We start from the raw sequence: 14,181 nt of genomic DNA, 5'->3' as shown, positions 1-14,181 counted from the left end.
TCGCTGCCGTCGTCTTACTCTGCAGCCGGCAAGGCTCGGGCTTCATCCGCCTGGGCGTCGCGGGCCAGCAGGTCGAGCGGTTCCATCGCCTCGATCTCCTTGCCGCCGGTCTCGATATCGAGGTCGCGGAACTTGCGGCCGGTGGAGAGGACGCGGCTTTCGAAGCTGCCGATGAAGCTGTTGTAATTGGAGACGGCGCTGTTGAGGCCGGAGCCGAGACGCTTCAAGTGCGTCGCCGCGACCGACAGGCGCTCATAGAGTTCCTTGCCGAGCTGGCCGACCTGCTGCGCCTGCTCCTGCATTTTGGCCTGGCGCCAGTGGCCCGCGAGCGTGCGGGCGAGGGGAAGGAAGGTCGCCGGGCCGCAGAGGATGACGCGATTGCGCGCGGCGCGCTCCCACAATTCCATGTCCGCCTCCAGTGCGGCGGTGACGAAATTGTCGCCGGGGACATACATGATCACGAAATCGGGCGCCTTGGCGAACTGCTCCCAATAGGCCTTGCGCCCCAGCGTGTCGGCATGGGTGCGCACGGCGCGGGCATGGTCGGCCAGATAGCGTTCGCGCATCGCCGCGTCGACCTGATCGACGGCGTTCAGATAGGCTTCCAGCGAGCATTTGACGTCGACCACCAGCTGCTGGTCGCCGGGCAGGCGGATGATGAAGTCGGGACGCAGGCGGCCGTCCTCGACGGCGACGGACACTTCCTCCTGAAAGTCGACGAAGGGGGAGAGGCCGGCGGTCTCGATCAGATTCTTGAACTGCTGCTCGCCCCAGCGGCCGCGCGTCTTGGGCGCGGCGCGCAGCGCGTTGACCAGCTTGGCGGTTTCCTCGCGCACCTGCCCCTGTCCGGCATGGACCATCGCAATCGCCTCGCGCAGTTCGGCATAGCTGCCGACCCGGTCCTTCTCGACGCGGGCCAGGCCTTCCTCATAGCGTTTGAGCGTGGTTTCTACGGGCGAGAGCAGCGTCTTGAGCTGGGCCTCGCTCTTCTCGCTCGCCTGGGCGAAGCGCTGGTCGGCGCGGGTCAGGAACTGGGTCTGGGCCTGATCGAGCAGCTTGCCGCCAATCTCGCTGAACTGGGCGGACAACTGTTCCTTCGCCTCCTTGAGCGCCGCGATCTGCTGTTCGAAGGCCTGGGTGCGGGCCTGGGTGTCGGACTGGAGCGCAGCGAGGTCGCGCAGCGCCGCCTCGCGTTCGGTCTGGACGGCTTCGAGGCGCTGGACGGCGGCCGATTGCGCCGTCTCCAGCCGTTGGTCGGCGGCGATTTGTGCGGACTCGAGCCGGGCGATCTGGCTCGCCGCCTGCGCCACCCGTTCCTTTTCCACCGCCAATTCGGCGATCGCGCCGTTGCGCTGGGCGGTCGCCATGTCGAGTTTCGCGGCAAGATCGGCCTTTTCGGCGATGAGCGGCAGGGTCGACCGGGTTCGCAGCAGCCAGCCGACGGCGAGGCCGACCAGCAGGGCGACGAGAAGGAGAAGGGCGGCCGGGCTGTCCATCATGGGTCCTTGCTGGGAACGAAACGGGAACCTAGCGGCTCGGGCGGCGGGCTGCAAGTCCGACAGCGATCTGGACAATCAAATCGATATCAGCGCATTTCAATAGTTAGCTAACTATTGGAAAAGGGCCGCCTGCGTGCTGGCGCGGCGGTCGTTCGTCAGCCCAGCGTCGCGCGGAAGGCGCCCAGCCGTTCGATCGCCTGATCCAATGTCTCGTGCGTCTTCGAAAAGCAGAGGCGGACGAGATGTGTGACAGGGTCCTCCGGGTAGAAGGCGGAGATCGGGATCGCCGCCACCCCGGCCTCCTCGATGATCCGGTTGCAGAAGGTCACATCGTCCAGCGCGATGCCCGAAGCCGGAAGGTCGATCGAGAGGAACCAGGTCGCGCCGCTTGGGCAGACGACATAGCCTGCATGTCGCAACCCTTCCGCCAGCCGGTCGCGCGACGCCTGATAGGCGGCGCGCTGCGCGCTAAACCAGCTGTCGGGATAGCCCAGCCCTTCCGCCACCGCCCATTGCAGGTTAGGCGGGGTGGTGAAGGTCAGGAACTGATGGGCGCGGGCAAGCAGCGTGGCGACCGGCGGGGACGCGCACATCCAGCCGACCTTCCAGCCGGTGACGGAGAAGATCTTGCCCGCCGACCCGATCTTGACCGTCCGGTCGCGCATCCCCGGAAAGGCCATCAGCGGGCGGTGGGGCAGGCCGTCATAGACCGTCTGCTCCCAGACCTCGTCGCAAATGGCGATCAGGTCATGGGCGACGCAAAGCTCGGCAAGCAGCGCCAGTTCCTCGTCGCGCAGCACGACGCCGGTCGGGTTCACCGGATTGTTCATCAGCAGGAGGCGGGTTCGCGGGCCGATCGCCGCCTCCAGCGCCGCGCGGGTGATGCGCCAGTCGGGCGGAGCCAGCTTCACCACTTTCGCCACGCCGCCGGCGCGCGCCACCAGCGGCAGATAGGCGTCGTAGAGCGGGGCGAGCATCAGCACTTCGTCGCCCGGCCTGACCAAAGCCAGCAGGCTTGCCGCGATCGCTTCGGTCGCGCCGGAGGTGACGATGACCTCCTGTGGCGACAGGTCCAGCCGCTGGTGCCGGGCATAATGATCCGCCACCGCCGCGCGCAGTTCGGCAAGGCCCGCCATCGGCGGATATTGGCTGGAGCGGTCGAGCAGCGCATCGGCCGCCGCCTGCAGCACCGCGCGCGGGCCGGCCCCCTCCGGGAAACCCTGTCCCAGGTTGATTGCGCCGGTTTCCCGCGCACGCGTCGACATATGCTCGAAGATGGTGGTCGGCATGTCCCGGTAGACGGGATGGCCAAGGGGCATGGCGTCGGTCATGCGACAGGATGTTCCCCAAGGCTGGGACTGGGTCAAGCGCGCCTCTCCCGTTCCGTCGCCCGATGCGATAAGAGGGATGCGTCCAAACAGATGAGCGAGCGGCGATGATCGACCAACTCTTCCTGAAGCACCCGCGCGAGGTGAATGAGAGCTATCCGCACCATATGGGCGTGGCGATGCGCTTCGGCTTTCTGATGGTGCGGTCGGGGCTGGCCTGCATGATACACGGAATCGTTCCGGCATTGTTCGAACGGACGGGCAGTAGCATGGTGAAACGCCTCTATGGCGAGATGCGCCGGCGCCAGCCCGATCTGGAGGAGCGGACGCCGGCCTATCTCAGCCCGCAATGGCGGCCGGAATATGAGATTTAGGGCGTCTTTCAACACTGCGCTATCGGCCCGTTTGTCCCGGTCCGGTCTGCCTTGCGGTGCGCATGTCTTTCGCTGTCGGGTTTAAAGAGGGATAAGGCGCCGCGACGGCGTCGGCATCGATTTTCGGATTGTCATGTCTGCTTCACGGAGGCGGCCTAGCGGGAGCGGCGGGTCGTCAGCGATTCGTGGGGAGCGGGCAATGAGCAGGATGATATTATCGCGATCGCCGCGCATCGTTCGGGCGATGGTTGGCGTCGCGTGAATCAGATTGCGCCGATCCTGACCCGCCGCGAAGCGCAGGCCGAGGAGGTTGCGCTGCGCCAGGCGCTGCACCGATTCGTCACCGGCCGGTTGCGCGACGGGATAGCGGGCGAGGACATCGTCCAGGAAACCTATGTCCGGCTCTATGACTATCGCCGCAAGCGTCCCATCGCGGACACCGCCGCCTTCTGCTTCGCCGTCGCGCGCAATCTGGTGCATGATCATTTCCGTCGCCTGCGTGCCCAGCCGCCCGCCGCCGAACTGGCCGAGGACATCATCTGTCCGCTGCCGCGGGTCGACGAGGTGCTGGACTATCGCCAGCGTGTCGAGGTACTGGTGCGCGCGCTCAACGTCATGCCGCCGCTGCGCCGCGAGATATTCCTCCGGCGCCGGCTCGACGGGGTGCCCGGTGCGGTGGTCGCCGCCGATCTCGGCATGACCCAGGCCGCAATCGACAAGCATTGCACGCGCGCGCTTGCGGACCTGCGCTACGCGCTCGAACGGCGCGGTCTCGGTATAGGAGGTGACGCATGAGCCGCCACGGCATACTCCGCAAGGCCGCGCATTGGGCGATGCGCGAGGACGAGGCGGTGCTCGCCGAGCGTCCTCCGGCGGCGGCCGCCGACATTCAGGCGATGCTCGACGATCCGGCGCTGACCGAGGCGCTTTCCGAAGTCGCGGCGGTGCGCCGCCTCTCCGACGAAGAGGTGCGCGCGATGCGCCAGGGCCGCCGCCGCGCGATCGGTGGGGGGCTGGCGGTGGCGCTGGTGGCCATGGTGGGAGTCGGCGCCTGGCAGAGCGGGGCGTTCCTGCCCGCCGCGCCCGTCGTGCAGCACATTGAAACCACGCGCGGCGAACAGCGCAGCGTGCAGCTCGCCGACGGGTCCAGGGTCGAGCTTGATGGCGCAACCAGCCTTGACGTCACCATGGACGGCGCGGCCCGCATGGTCGAGTTGCGGCGCGGCGAGGCCTATTTCGACATCGTGCATGAAGCGGCCCGCCCGTTCGTCGTGCGCGCCGCCGGGTCGAGCACGCGCGTGCTCGGCACGGCCTTCTCGATCGATCTCAGTCAGCGGGCCGTGAAGTTGGCCGTCTATCGCGGCAAGGTGCAGTTCGGCGGCGCCGGCAGCGGCAAGGCCGGGGTCGTGGTGCCGGCCGGCTGGCGGTCGAGCTTCACCGGCGGCGCCGCGATGACGCCGACGCGCTTCGATACGGCGCAGCAGGATTGGCGCCAGGCCTGGGTCGACACCGACGGCATGGAACTGGGCGAGCTTGTCGAGGCGCTCAACCGGCGCAGCGGCCCGGTGATCGCATCGCCGCCATCGGCTCTCGCGCATCTTCCCCTGGCCGGCCGGGTCAAGCTCGACGATGCAGAGGAACTGCTCGGTGCGATGGGGGAGGTTTACGGCTTCCGGGTCGCCCGCGAGCGCGATCAGCTCCGTCTCGTTCCTGATGCCGGGAGCGACGCAAAAATGTCATCGAATTGACGCTGCACCGCAACAAAATTCTTTTGTCCTGATGGAGCCACGCTCTCGTCTTCCGGTCAGAGGCGCATTTGCGTCGGAGCGGAGGAAGTCATGAGTCATATCAAGGGGGTATCGTTGTTCTCGCTGGCGATCGCGCTGGCAATGCCGGCCATCGCCCATGCGCAGCCGTCAGGGGAGGTCGCGGCCAATCGCGAAATCCGGTTCGACATCGCTGCATCGGATTTGCGCCCGGCGCTGACGGAATTCTCGCGCGTCACCGGCCTGCAGGTCGTGGTCGCGCCATCAGCCGTATCCGGTCGGCGGACAGGCGGCGTCCGTGGTGCGCTGACCACCCGCGCCGCGCTCGATCAATTGCTGCGCGGCACGGGCCTGATCGCTTCGATGCGCGGCAGCGTGGCGGTGCTGAAGCCCGCGACGGGAGCGCCGGCGCCACGTCCGACCGCCGTGGCGGCGCCGCGCGCGACAGACGTCGCCCAGGCGGCGCCCGCCGCCGTGCCGGCGGAGGAGCCGGAGAGCGAGATCATCGTCAGCGGCTACCGCCAGAGCCTCACCGAGGCCCAGGAACTCAAGCGGGCCGCGGTTGGCGCGGAGGACAATATTGTCGCCACCGACATCGCCGCCTTTCCCGACCTGAACCTGGCTGAATCGCTGCAGCGCGTTGCAGGGATCACCATCACGCGCGATACCGGCGAAGGCCGCCAGATCGCGCTGCGCGGCCTGGGCGCCGATTTCACCCGCACCCAGCTCAACGGCATGGAAGTGCTGGGCAACACCGCTTCGGGCATGGACAATCGCGGCGGCGTCAGCCGTTCGCGCTCGTTCGACTACAGCCTGTTCGCCTCCGAACTGTTCAACCGCGTGTCGGTGCAGAAATCCTATGTCGCCGAGCAGGATGAAGGCGGCATTGCCGGCACCGTGCAGCTCTACACCGCCAAGCCGTTCGATTATGAGGGGTCGAAATTCGTGGTCTCGGCCAAGGGCCAGACCAACACCAATACGAGCGGCGTCACGCCACGCCTGGTCGGCCTCGCCTCGGGCCGCTGGGGCGATTTCGGCGCGCTGGTCTCGGTCGCATACAGCCAGATCCGCAGCAATGAATATGGCTATCGCAACTGGGGCTGGGGCCTCACCAGATATGCCGCGGCGAACATCGGCCCGAACATCGATGCCGACACCCGCACCAATCTGCTGAACGGCGTGTGGCAGCCCACCGCCCAGTCCCCTTCGAGCTGGTACACCGACCGCAAGCGGCTCGGCATCACCGGCGCGCTGCAATATCATCCGGGCGACGCATTCAAGCTCGACGTCGACATACTCTATGGACGGCTCTGGGATTATCGCGATGACTATGCGCTCGCCAGCGCCGGCGCCAATCCGCTGACGGGCACGTCCATCAGCGGCGCGCAGATCATCCAGAGCGCGGTGATCGACGACACCAACACGCTGCGTGCGGCAAGCTTCACCGGCATCGACCAGCGATCCGAGCACCATATCGTCAAGAACCACACCGATTTCTATCAGGCGGTGGCGAACGCCGAATGGAAGCCCAGTGATCGTCTGACCATCCGCGCGCTGGGCGGTTATGAGCAGTCCGACTTCGCCCAGCCCGTGTTCGACAAGGTGTTCCTGGAGGCCAAGAACATGGCCTTCAGCTATGACACCCGGCCGACGATTCCGGTCAACACCTATGGCAAGGACCTGACCGATCCGGACAATTGGCAGCTCCAGCGCCTCGACGTGCAGGAAAATAAAGTCACGAGCACCTATGCGAACGGCAAGCTCGACGCCGCCTATGAACTGAACGAAGCGCTGACGTTCAAGGCTGGCGGCGCCTATAAGCGCTTCGTCAACAGCGGATATGTGTGGACGAGCAGGGTGTTTCATAACACGCCGACGCTGACGACGATCCCCAACAACCTCAAGCAGACCGTCGCGGTCGACACGCTGCTGCAATATATTGTCGGTGATGTCGATGGCACTTACGCACTGATCGGCGACAACCGCGACCTGACCGCCGCCAACCTTCAGGCCGGCAGTGACTATCGCGTCGAAGAGGCGACCTGGGCTGGTTTCGCGCAGATCGATCTCGACACGCAGGTCGGCGGTATGCGGCTGCGCGCCAATGCGGGCCTGCGCTATTATTCGACCGACCTCACCTCGTCCGGCCACCTGGCGACCAGTTCAGGCTTCCAGCCGGTTTCGGTCAGCACCAACAGCAACGGCTGGTTGCCCGCCGCCAATATCGCGCTCGACCTGTCGAAGGACCTGGTGGTGCGCGTCAGCGCCAGCCGCAACGTCAATCGCCCGGCCCTGGGCGACCTGGCGGCGGCCGGCTCGATCACCACGCGCCCGAACGGCGGCTCGCTCAGCCTCGGCAACCCGTTCCTCAAGCCCTATAAGGCCACGTCGGTGGAAGGGTCGGTGGAATGGTATATGAGCCGCCACGGCTTCGCCTCGGTCGGCTTCTTCTACAAGGATATGGACAGCTTCATCGTCCCGTCGGTCCAGCAGATCCCCTATGGCGAGACCGGTCTGCCGCTGTCGCTGCTGATCCAGGGCCAGGACGCCAACACGCCCTATGACGTGACCCAGCCGATCAACGGCCCAGGCGCGGACATCAAGGGGATCGAAGTCGCGTTCCAGCACGACTTCACCTTTCTGCCGGGCGCGCTCAAAAATCTGGGCATCGTCGCCAACGGCACCTGGTTCGACGGGAAGGCCGCCCGGCGCTACACCACCAACGGCGTGACGACCTGGCGCGTGCTGCCACTCGACAATCTCTCGAAATGGGCGTTCAACGCGACGCTCTATTATGAGAATTCGGTGTGGGGCGCCCGCGTGTCGAGCGCCTATCGCAGCCAGTATCTGACCGGCCCCGGCAACGCGCTCGCCAATTCCGGCGGTGGCATCCGAGCGACGAACAATATCGACTTCCAGGCGCATGTGAACATCCGGCCGGGCATCCGGCTGATCGCCGAGGGCATCAACCTGACGAATGAGCCGATCCGCCAGTTCGCCAGCATCGACGCCTATCGGACCGAGGTGTACACGACCAGCGGCCGGACCTTCACCCTGGGCTTCAGCGCCGAGTTCTGATCCCGCACGAGAGGCAAGATCGGAGCGATGCCAGCCGGCGCGTCATCGGAACCCGTTGTCGGTTTCAACGATGCGCCGGCGGACCCGGCACGCAGTGGCGAAAAAATCTCTGTCCAGATCGGCGTGGTCAGCCGTCTTCCAATTGGGAGGCGTTCGGACCTCGACCGCTCCCATAGCCGGCGCTCGCTATCCAATAATTCGAGTGCCCGACTAACAACAGGAGGCCTTATGAAGGATCAGTTCAGGTTCAACATACCCCCCGTTTACACCCTTTCCATCTCTGCCTTCGGCGCGATCATGCTGTTGCAGCCGAATCCGGCCCACGCACAGGGCTGGCCGGCCCCGGTGGCGCCGCTGCCGGAACTCGCGACTGCGCTCGATAAAAGGTTCCAGCCGGCAATCGACTTCGACACCGACGTCTGTTTCAACGTTCCGGCGGTCAACGCATCCGGCGCCATCAGTCCGGGTGCATCGACCTACGCCACCCGCCCGCCGGCATCGTGCCGCAACCCCAATTATCGGACGACCAGCAACGTCTATGTGCGTGCTCGCTGCAACAACGGCTATTGCGCGCGCGTCTACAGCTATTTCTGGCAGTCGGATTTCTCGCACGCCTATGATTGGGAATCGATCATCGTGTGGACGACCGACCAGGGCACCAGCAGCACCGTGGTGGGCGTCACGCGCGGCAATCACGGCGATTGGGAGACCCGGGCCACGAGCGGCGGCGAGCTGCGCTTCCAGAGCGATTCGACCGGCCAGCACGTCAAGATGGTCTATCATTACGAGACCTGGGGCTTCTCCCATCTCTGGCGTTTCTCGAAGACCGACAATGGCGACGAGCCGCCCGAAAACGGCACCGGCCAGTGGCTGATCCAGCCGCTGATCAGCTGGAACGGCTATCCGTCGGTCAGCGTGCGCGACGCCGTGTCGAACTATAATTTCAGCGGCGCGAACTTCGACAACAAGGATTCCCGCTTCTCGGGTGTGCTCCAGGCAGCGCTGAACACCAGCATCACGCCGGGTTTCAACCCCAATGTCGATTCGGGTTCGAACTCGCCCGGTTGCCCGGCCGGTTCGACCATCTGCTGATCGGCTTCCGCCCCGCGCCGTCGCGATCCGATGGCGCGGGGCCCCCGGCGGACGATCGTTCGGCAGGCGGGCTGCCTGTCCCACCTACCCTATCGAGGCGCATATGCGAGACGATCGAGAGGCGTTGAATCCGATAACGATGCTGGGCGGCGCGGCTTTTGTCGTCGCGATGGTCGCGATGGCGCTCTCGCTTTTCCCATGGGACGTCGAAAGCGGCGAAAAGACCGCCACCCAAGACGTCGTGGTCGTGCGCCCGCCACCCGTCGCGGACATGCCGCCGCCAGCCATGGCCAGCATTTCCTCACAGTCTCCTTCCAGCATATCGGCGCGCGAGATGATCTCCCCGGCGGCGGCATACAAGGTGGTCGCTCATGTCCGCCAGGCCTATCCTCTGCTCACCGATGTGGACTTTGGCTGCGATGCCCGCGGGTGCGCGATCACGGCAACGATACCGCCGCCGACGGGGGAGGAGTTTCTGAAAAAGCGGCAAGAGATGCTGGTCGGCGGACTCGCCCGATTGGCCGAGGCGGACGGGTACAAGATGCTGGGTCCGGTCCAGATGGACGAGATCGACGATAATCTGTTCCATATTCGCGCATCGGTAACGGAAGCGCAGGATCGGGTGAACTAAATGGTCATGGGAAGCCAACCGGCCCGGGCCTGTCTCAACAAATGAGATCATCGGCGAAAACGCCGGAGCAGTTTCCGCAATCGATCGAGTTCCTCATCCGTCCAGGCGGGCGCTGATCCTGCCGGACGGTCATATGGCTGCGGTCGCCGCCGCCGATGGGCTGGGGCGGGCGCTCGCCCTGACGCCGGTTGCCACGCCCGCCTGATCCGCAGTCACGAAAGGACGGGGCGGGCGATGCGCTTCGCCCGCCCCTCCCGCTTACTTCGTCGTGTAGCCGCCATTGACGAGGATGGTCTGGCCGGTCATCCACCAGCCGTCCGACACCATGAAGCGGATATAGGGAACGATATCCTCGATGTCGGTAAGACCGGTCTTCGAGAATTTGGACAACGCCGCCGCGGTCTTGTGATAGGCGACTGCATCGGCGCCTTCGGCGGGATAGAAAAAGGGCGTGTCCATCGGCCCCGGCCCGATCGCCGTCACCGAGATGCCGCGTTCACCAAATTCCTTGGCAGCGGCGCGCGTGAAATGCTCGACCGGCGCCTTCGTCCCGGCATAGGCGGCGTAGAAGGGTGTGAAGGCGCCCAGCAGGGATGTGACCACCGTCAGCACCTTGCCATTGTCATTGAGCTGTCGCCCCGCCTCCTTGAGGAAGAAGAAAGCCGTCTTCGCATTGACCGCGGTCATGCCGTCATATTCATCTTCCGAGATTGCGATCATCGGCTTCTTCAGCACCTTGCCGACGGTGTTGATCGCGATATCGATCCCGCCCATCGCGGCCTTGGCGTCGGCGAACAGCGTCTCCACCGCGCCGGCCGTGGTCAGGTCCGCCTGAAACGCATGAGGCTGCGCGCCCGCCGCCTGGATCGCGGCGACCGTCTGCTCGGCGTCGGCGGCCGTTGCCGCGCTGTTATAGTGAATGGCGACGGCCTTCGCGCCGTGGAGCGCGAGATCGGTGGCGATCAAACCGCCGAGATTCTTTGCGCCTCCGGCGATGAGCACGGTCTTGCCCTTGATATCATGGTCCGTCATGCGTGTGCCTCCTGTAGTTCGCGGAGCGGCAGTCAGCTCCATGACAGGAAATACCGAGCACCATTGTTGGCATAAAGACGACGGCTCTGACATTATATGTCAGATTTAGCGAACAATCAGGTGCAGCCTTGGACCGTATCGACCTGTTCAGGATATTTACGCGCGTCGTCGAATGCGCGAGTTTCACGCGAGCGGCCGACCTGCTGGGGATGCCGCGTTCCTCCGTGTCGGCCGCGATCCAGGATCTGGAAACCCGGATGGGCGCGCGGCTGCTCAGCCGGACGACGCGGCGGGTCACGCCGACCCAGGACGGCCTGGTCTTTCATGAACGCTGCCTGCAGCTCATCGCCGAAGTCGAAGATGTGGAGGGCCTGTTCCGTGAAGCCACATCCGGGCCGAGAGGGATGCTCCGCGTTGATGTCCCGGGCCGTATCGGCAGGCTTATTGTCGCGCCCGCGCTGCCCGGATTCTTTCGCCTCTATCCCGACATCGAGGTCAGCCTTGGCGTGACCGACCGGGCCGTGAATCTGGTCGAGGAGAATGTCGACTGCGTGGTGCGTGTCGGACCGCTTACCGATTCCGGTCTGATCGGCCGTCCCATCGGGAATCTGCCGCTGATCAACGTCGCCAGTCCCGCTTATCTTGCCGAATATGGCATACCGCTCGACCCGCGGGACCTCGGTGCCCATCGGGCCGTCCGCTATGCCTCTCCTTCGACGGGACGGATAGAGGAATGGGAATGGATGGAGGGCGATGCGGTGAGGACGCGCGCGATGAACGGCAGCGTGATCGTCAACAGCGCGGAGGCCTGTATCGCCTGCTGCCTCGCCGGGCTGGGACTGATCCAGATTCCGGCTTATGACGTGAAGGCGCACATCGCCGCCGGCGAACTTGTCGAAGTCATGCCGGAGCATCGCGCGGAATCTCTGGCAATGACGTTGCTCTATCCTCACCGCCAACATCTCTCGCGGCGTCTTGCCGTGTTCGCCGACTGGCTGGAGGAACTGCTGAAACGGAAAATTCTCATGACCGCCGGAAGACTGCCATCGGCAGTCTCGGCTTAGGGTCCATATTGCAGACGCTTGTGAAAGCAGCGCCTGGCCATCACCGTGAGCCTGACGGTTTTTGTTGGATTTCCGCTGATTTCTGGAAAACTGGAGCGGGCGAAGGGATTCGAACCCTCGACCCCAACCTTGGCAACTTAAGCGCTGGGCTTTTCTATACTTGCCAAGGCAACGCCATACTACGATTTATCTATTATTTCTTGATACTTAAACCCGCATATCGTATTCTGTGGCTGGGCGTAATTGGACGCCTTATAGAGACATTTTGGAGACAAAGCTGTTTCTGTCAAGTTTTGTCTCCAAGTGGAGATGCACAATGCCAACCTGCAAACTGACCAAGCGCGCCGTGGATGCGCTCGTCCCGCCCGCAGAGAAGCAAGAAGTCCTTTGGGATACCGAGGTGAAGGGCTTCGGTGTGCGCGTGCTGCCCTCGGGCCTCAAGACCTTCATCGTGCAGTATCGAAATGCCGAGGGGATCAAGCGCCGCATGAATATCGCGCGCTATGGGATTCTGACGGTCGAACAGGCCCGCGACGAAGCCAAGCTCAAACTCGCTGCCGTCATCAAAGGCGAAGATCCCGCCGAGGAGGTTCAGCAGGCGCGCAAGGGGATGACGGTCGAGGAGATGTGCGACTGGTATCTTGTCGAGGCGCGCGCTGGGCGCATTCTCGGGCGCAAGAACCTGCCCATCAAGGCATCGTCGCTCGATAAGGACGAAAGCCGGATAAAGACGCACATCAAGCCGCTGCTCGGCAAGCGGATCGTGCGGCATCTGAAACCCGCCGACATCGAGCAGATGCAGACCGATGTGAAAGAGGGCAAGACCGCGAAGCCGCGCGGTAGTGGTCGGGGCGGCAGGGCCAAGGGTGGTCCTGCTGCCGCATCGGGTTCTTTGGGAACGCTCCAGGCCATTATCGGTCATGCCAAGCATAAGGGATTGCTCGACACCCACCCGACCGAGGGCGCGAAGAAGCTGGCTGGGAGGAAGAAGACGCGGCGCCTGAGCTTTGCCGAGATCGTGATGATGGGCAAGGCGATGGCCTATGCGGAGCGCAATGGGGAGAACCCTGTCGCGCTTGGTGTACTTCGGACGCTCATGCTTACAGGATACCGCCGGGAAGAAGCGCAGGCTATGCACCGGGCCTGGGTTAATGGTGAGGGCGGCTACGTGGCGTTTCCCGATACCAAAGGCGGCGCACAGATTCGCGCAATCGGACAAGCTGCGATCGAAGTCATCGAAAGCCAGCTCGGTATCGTGGGCAATCCGCATGTCTTCCCCTCGGAAGTCGGAAGGGGACCGTTCACCGCCGTCAGCGCTTGCCTCCAGCGTATCGCCAAGCTGGCGGGGATTGAGGGCATCACGCCACACACGCTGCGCCATACGTTCGGAAGCGTGGCGGGTGAACTCGGCTTTTCGGAACTGACTATCCGGGCCATGCTCGGCCATGCCTCGCAGAACGTCACCCAAGACTATATCCACATTGACGAAGCGTTGAAGCTCGCGGTGCAGCGAACCTCCGATGAGATCGAGCGGTTGCTTGCGGAAGGAGCCGCTAAGCTAGAAGCGATGCAGCTTGCTGCATGACGGCCGAGCGGACTATTTGATCTGGCGACCAACGTCATATGTCCGAGAATCGAGTTTATCGGACATAGCGGTTATCGGCGAAGAGAGTATCAGGCGGACTTTCGTGCCGCGCGAAACGCACGAAGAAATTCCTGTCGGTCCAGCGCCCCCTCAATCAGCGATGGGCCGATCAGGAATGCAGGCGTGCCCGCAACTCCAAGCGCAAATGCCTCCCTCGCGGTTTGTGCCATCATCGCATCGATCTCGCGAGCATGATCCTTCAAATCCTGTTCGATCCGATCCCATCGGCCACCCGCGCGCTCGATCACTTCGCGCAGGACGGCCGACTCCAGCACCCGGCGTTCGCTCATCAAGGCGTGATGAACCTGCGGATAAATCGATTGCCGATCAGCAGCGAGCGCAACCCGTGCCGCGCGCTGCGACATCGGCCCGAAGATCGGCCAGTCCTTATAGATGACGGCTACGTTCCGATCTTCTTCGAACGCCATCCGCAATTGAGGTTCGGCCATCCGGCACGCCGGGCATTGATAGTCGGTAAAGACCGCAACGGTGACGTCCGCATTGGATGGCCCCTCACGCGGCGCACCTTGCTCGCGGAGGACCGATTGCGCGACGTCGCTGCCCGACACGTCGCGGCCAAGAGGCGCCGTCTTTCTGAGGATGAAACTCGCCCCGAAGCCGATCGTGACGACGCCTGAAAGCTGGAGGAGCTGGCGCCGGGTCAAAGGGTTA

12 protein-coding genes are annotated in these 14,181 nt (G+C 64.3%); 8 read left to right on the top strand and 4 right to left on the bottom strand.

Translation table 11 applies throughout. The features are described 5' to 3' along the window. Positions 1-14: 14 nt before the first annotated feature. On the bottom strand, positions 15-1,496 hold the full coding sequence (locus AC58EF_RS14235; RefSeq protein WP_497276991.1) for a DNA recombination protein RmuC: 1,482 nt from the start codon (positions 1,494-1,496) through the stop codon (positions 15-17). A 158-nt stretch (positions 1,497-1,654) separates the two neighbouring features. Further along, positions 1,655-2,830 carry an aminotransferase gene (locus AC58EF_RS14230; protein WP_497276990.1) on the bottom strand — a complete coding sequence of 392 codons (1,176 nt, stop codon included), beginning with the start codon at positions 2,828-2,830 and terminating at the stop codon, positions 1,655-1,657. 104 nt (positions 2,831-2,934) lie between these two features. Between AC58EF_RS14230 and AC58EF_RS14225 the strand changes: the two genes are divergently transcribed. The 6 genes from AC58EF_RS14225 (at position 2,935) to AC58EF_RS14200 (ending at position 9,768) form a co-directional block, all read left to right on the top strand. Next, positions 2,935-3,201: a DUF6356 family protein gene (locus AC58EF_RS14225; RefSeq protein WP_497276989.1), complete on the top strand. Its 267-nt coding sequence runs from the start codon at positions 2,935-2,937 to the stop codon at positions 3,199-3,201. A gap of 258 nt (positions 3,202-3,459) precedes the next feature. Continuing rightward, complete coding sequence (locus AC58EF_RS14220) at positions 3,460-3,996, top strand: RNA polymerase sigma factor (RefSeq protein ID WP_497276987.1); 537 nt, start codon at positions 3,460-3,462, stop codon at positions 3,994-3,996. Continuing rightward, complete coding sequence (locus AC58EF_RS14215; protein ID WP_497276986.1) at positions 3,993-4,949, top strand: FecR family protein; 957 nt, start codon at positions 3,993-3,995, stop codon at positions 4,947-4,949. Before AC58EF_RS14220 ends, AC58EF_RS14215 begins: the two co-directional genes overlap by 4 nt. Positions 4,950-5,039: 90 nt before the next feature. After that, positions 5,040-8,045, top strand: coding sequence for a TonB-dependent receptor (locus AC58EF_RS14210; RefSeq protein ID WP_497276985.1), 3,006 nt, complete (start codon positions 5,040-5,042; stop codon positions 8,043-8,045). 228 nt (positions 8,046-8,273) lie between these two features. After that, a complete protein-coding gene (locus AC58EF_RS14205) occupies positions 8,274-9,137 on the top strand; it encodes an NPP1 family protein (protein ID WP_497276984.1) in 864 nt (287 codons plus the stop codon). A gap of 103 nt (positions 9,138-9,240) precedes the next feature. Next, a complete protein-coding gene (locus tag AC58EF_RS14200; protein ID WP_497276982.1) occupies positions 9,241-9,768 on the top strand; it encodes a hypothetical protein in 528 nt (175 codons plus the stop codon). 258 nt (positions 9,769-10,026) lie between these two features. Here the strand turns inward: AC58EF_RS14200 and AC58EF_RS14195 are convergent, their stop codons facing one another. Then, positions 10,027-10,800: an SDR family oxidoreductase gene (locus AC58EF_RS14195; RefSeq protein ID WP_497276981.1), complete on the bottom strand. Its 774-nt coding sequence runs from the start codon at positions 10,798-10,800 to the stop codon at positions 10,027-10,029. 128 nt (positions 10,801-10,928) lie between these two features. Between AC58EF_RS14195 and AC58EF_RS14190 the strand changes: the two genes are divergently transcribed. Next, positions 10,929-11,864 (top strand): LysR family transcriptional regulator, encoded by a 936-nt coding sequence (locus tag AC58EF_RS14190; protein WP_497276980.1) that lies wholly within the window; start codon positions 10,929-10,931, stop codon positions 11,862-11,864. A gap of 316 nt (positions 11,865-12,180) precedes the next feature. After that, positions 12,181-13,449 (top strand): tyrosine-type recombinase/integrase, encoded by a 1,269-nt coding sequence (locus tag AC58EF_RS14185; protein WP_066767382.1) that lies wholly within the window; start codon positions 12,181-12,183, stop codon positions 13,447-13,449. Positions 13,450-13,538: 89 nt separating this feature from the next. Here AC58EF_RS14185 and AC58EF_RS14180 read toward each other — a convergent pair whose 3' ends face one another. After that, positions 13,539-14,078 (bottom strand): DsbA family protein, encoded by a 540-nt coding sequence (locus tag AC58EF_RS14180; RefSeq protein WP_497276979.1) that lies wholly within the window; start codon positions 14,076-14,078, stop codon positions 13,539-13,541. Between the last annotated feature and the right edge of the window lie 103 nt (positions 14,079-14,181).

It is taken from the genome of Sphingobium sp. WR1 (assembly GCF_059693745.1).
The sequence above is the reverse complement of the archived record's forward strand: the minus strand, read 5'-3'. Positions and strand labels throughout refer to the sequence as shown.

What these genes read in the sequence shown, in the direction of transcription:
- AC58EF_RS14235 (WP_497276991.1), bottom strand. Translation starts at nt 1,496, where the DNA reads ATGGACAGCCCGGCCGCCCTTCTCCTTCTCGTCGCCCTGCTGGTCGGC.
- AC58EF_RS14230 (WP_497276990.1), bottom strand. Translation starts at nt 2,830, where the DNA reads ATGACCGACGCCATGCCCCTTGGCCATCCCGTCTACCGGGACATGCCG.
- AC58EF_RS14225 (WP_497276989.1), top strand. Translation starts at nt 2,935, where the DNA reads ATGATCGACCAACTCTTCCTGAAGCACCCGCGCGAGGTGAATGAGAGC.
- AC58EF_RS14215 (WP_497276986.1), top strand. Translation starts at nt 3,993, where the DNA reads ATGAGCCGCCACGGCATACTCCGCAAGGCCGCGCATTGGGCGATGCGC.
- AC58EF_RS14210 (WP_497276985.1), top strand. Translation starts at nt 5,040, where the DNA reads ATGAGTCATATCAAGGGGGTATCGTTGTTCTCGCTGGCGATCGCGCTG.
- AC58EF_RS14205 (WP_497276984.1), top strand. Translation starts at nt 8,274, where the DNA reads ATGAAGGATCAGTTCAGGTTCAACATACCCCCCGTTTACACCCTTTCC.
- AC58EF_RS14200 (WP_497276982.1), top strand. Translation starts at nt 9,241, where the DNA reads ATGCGAGACGATCGAGAGGCGTTGAATCCGATAACGATGCTGGGCGGC.
- AC58EF_RS14195 (WP_497276981.1), bottom strand. Translation starts at nt 10,800, where the DNA reads ATGACGGACCATGATATCAAGGGCAAGACCGTGCTCATCGCCGGAGGC.
- AC58EF_RS14185 (WP_066767382.1), top strand. Translation starts at nt 12,181, where the DNA reads ATGCCAACCTGCAAACTGACCAAGCGCGCCGTGGATGCGCTCGTCCCG.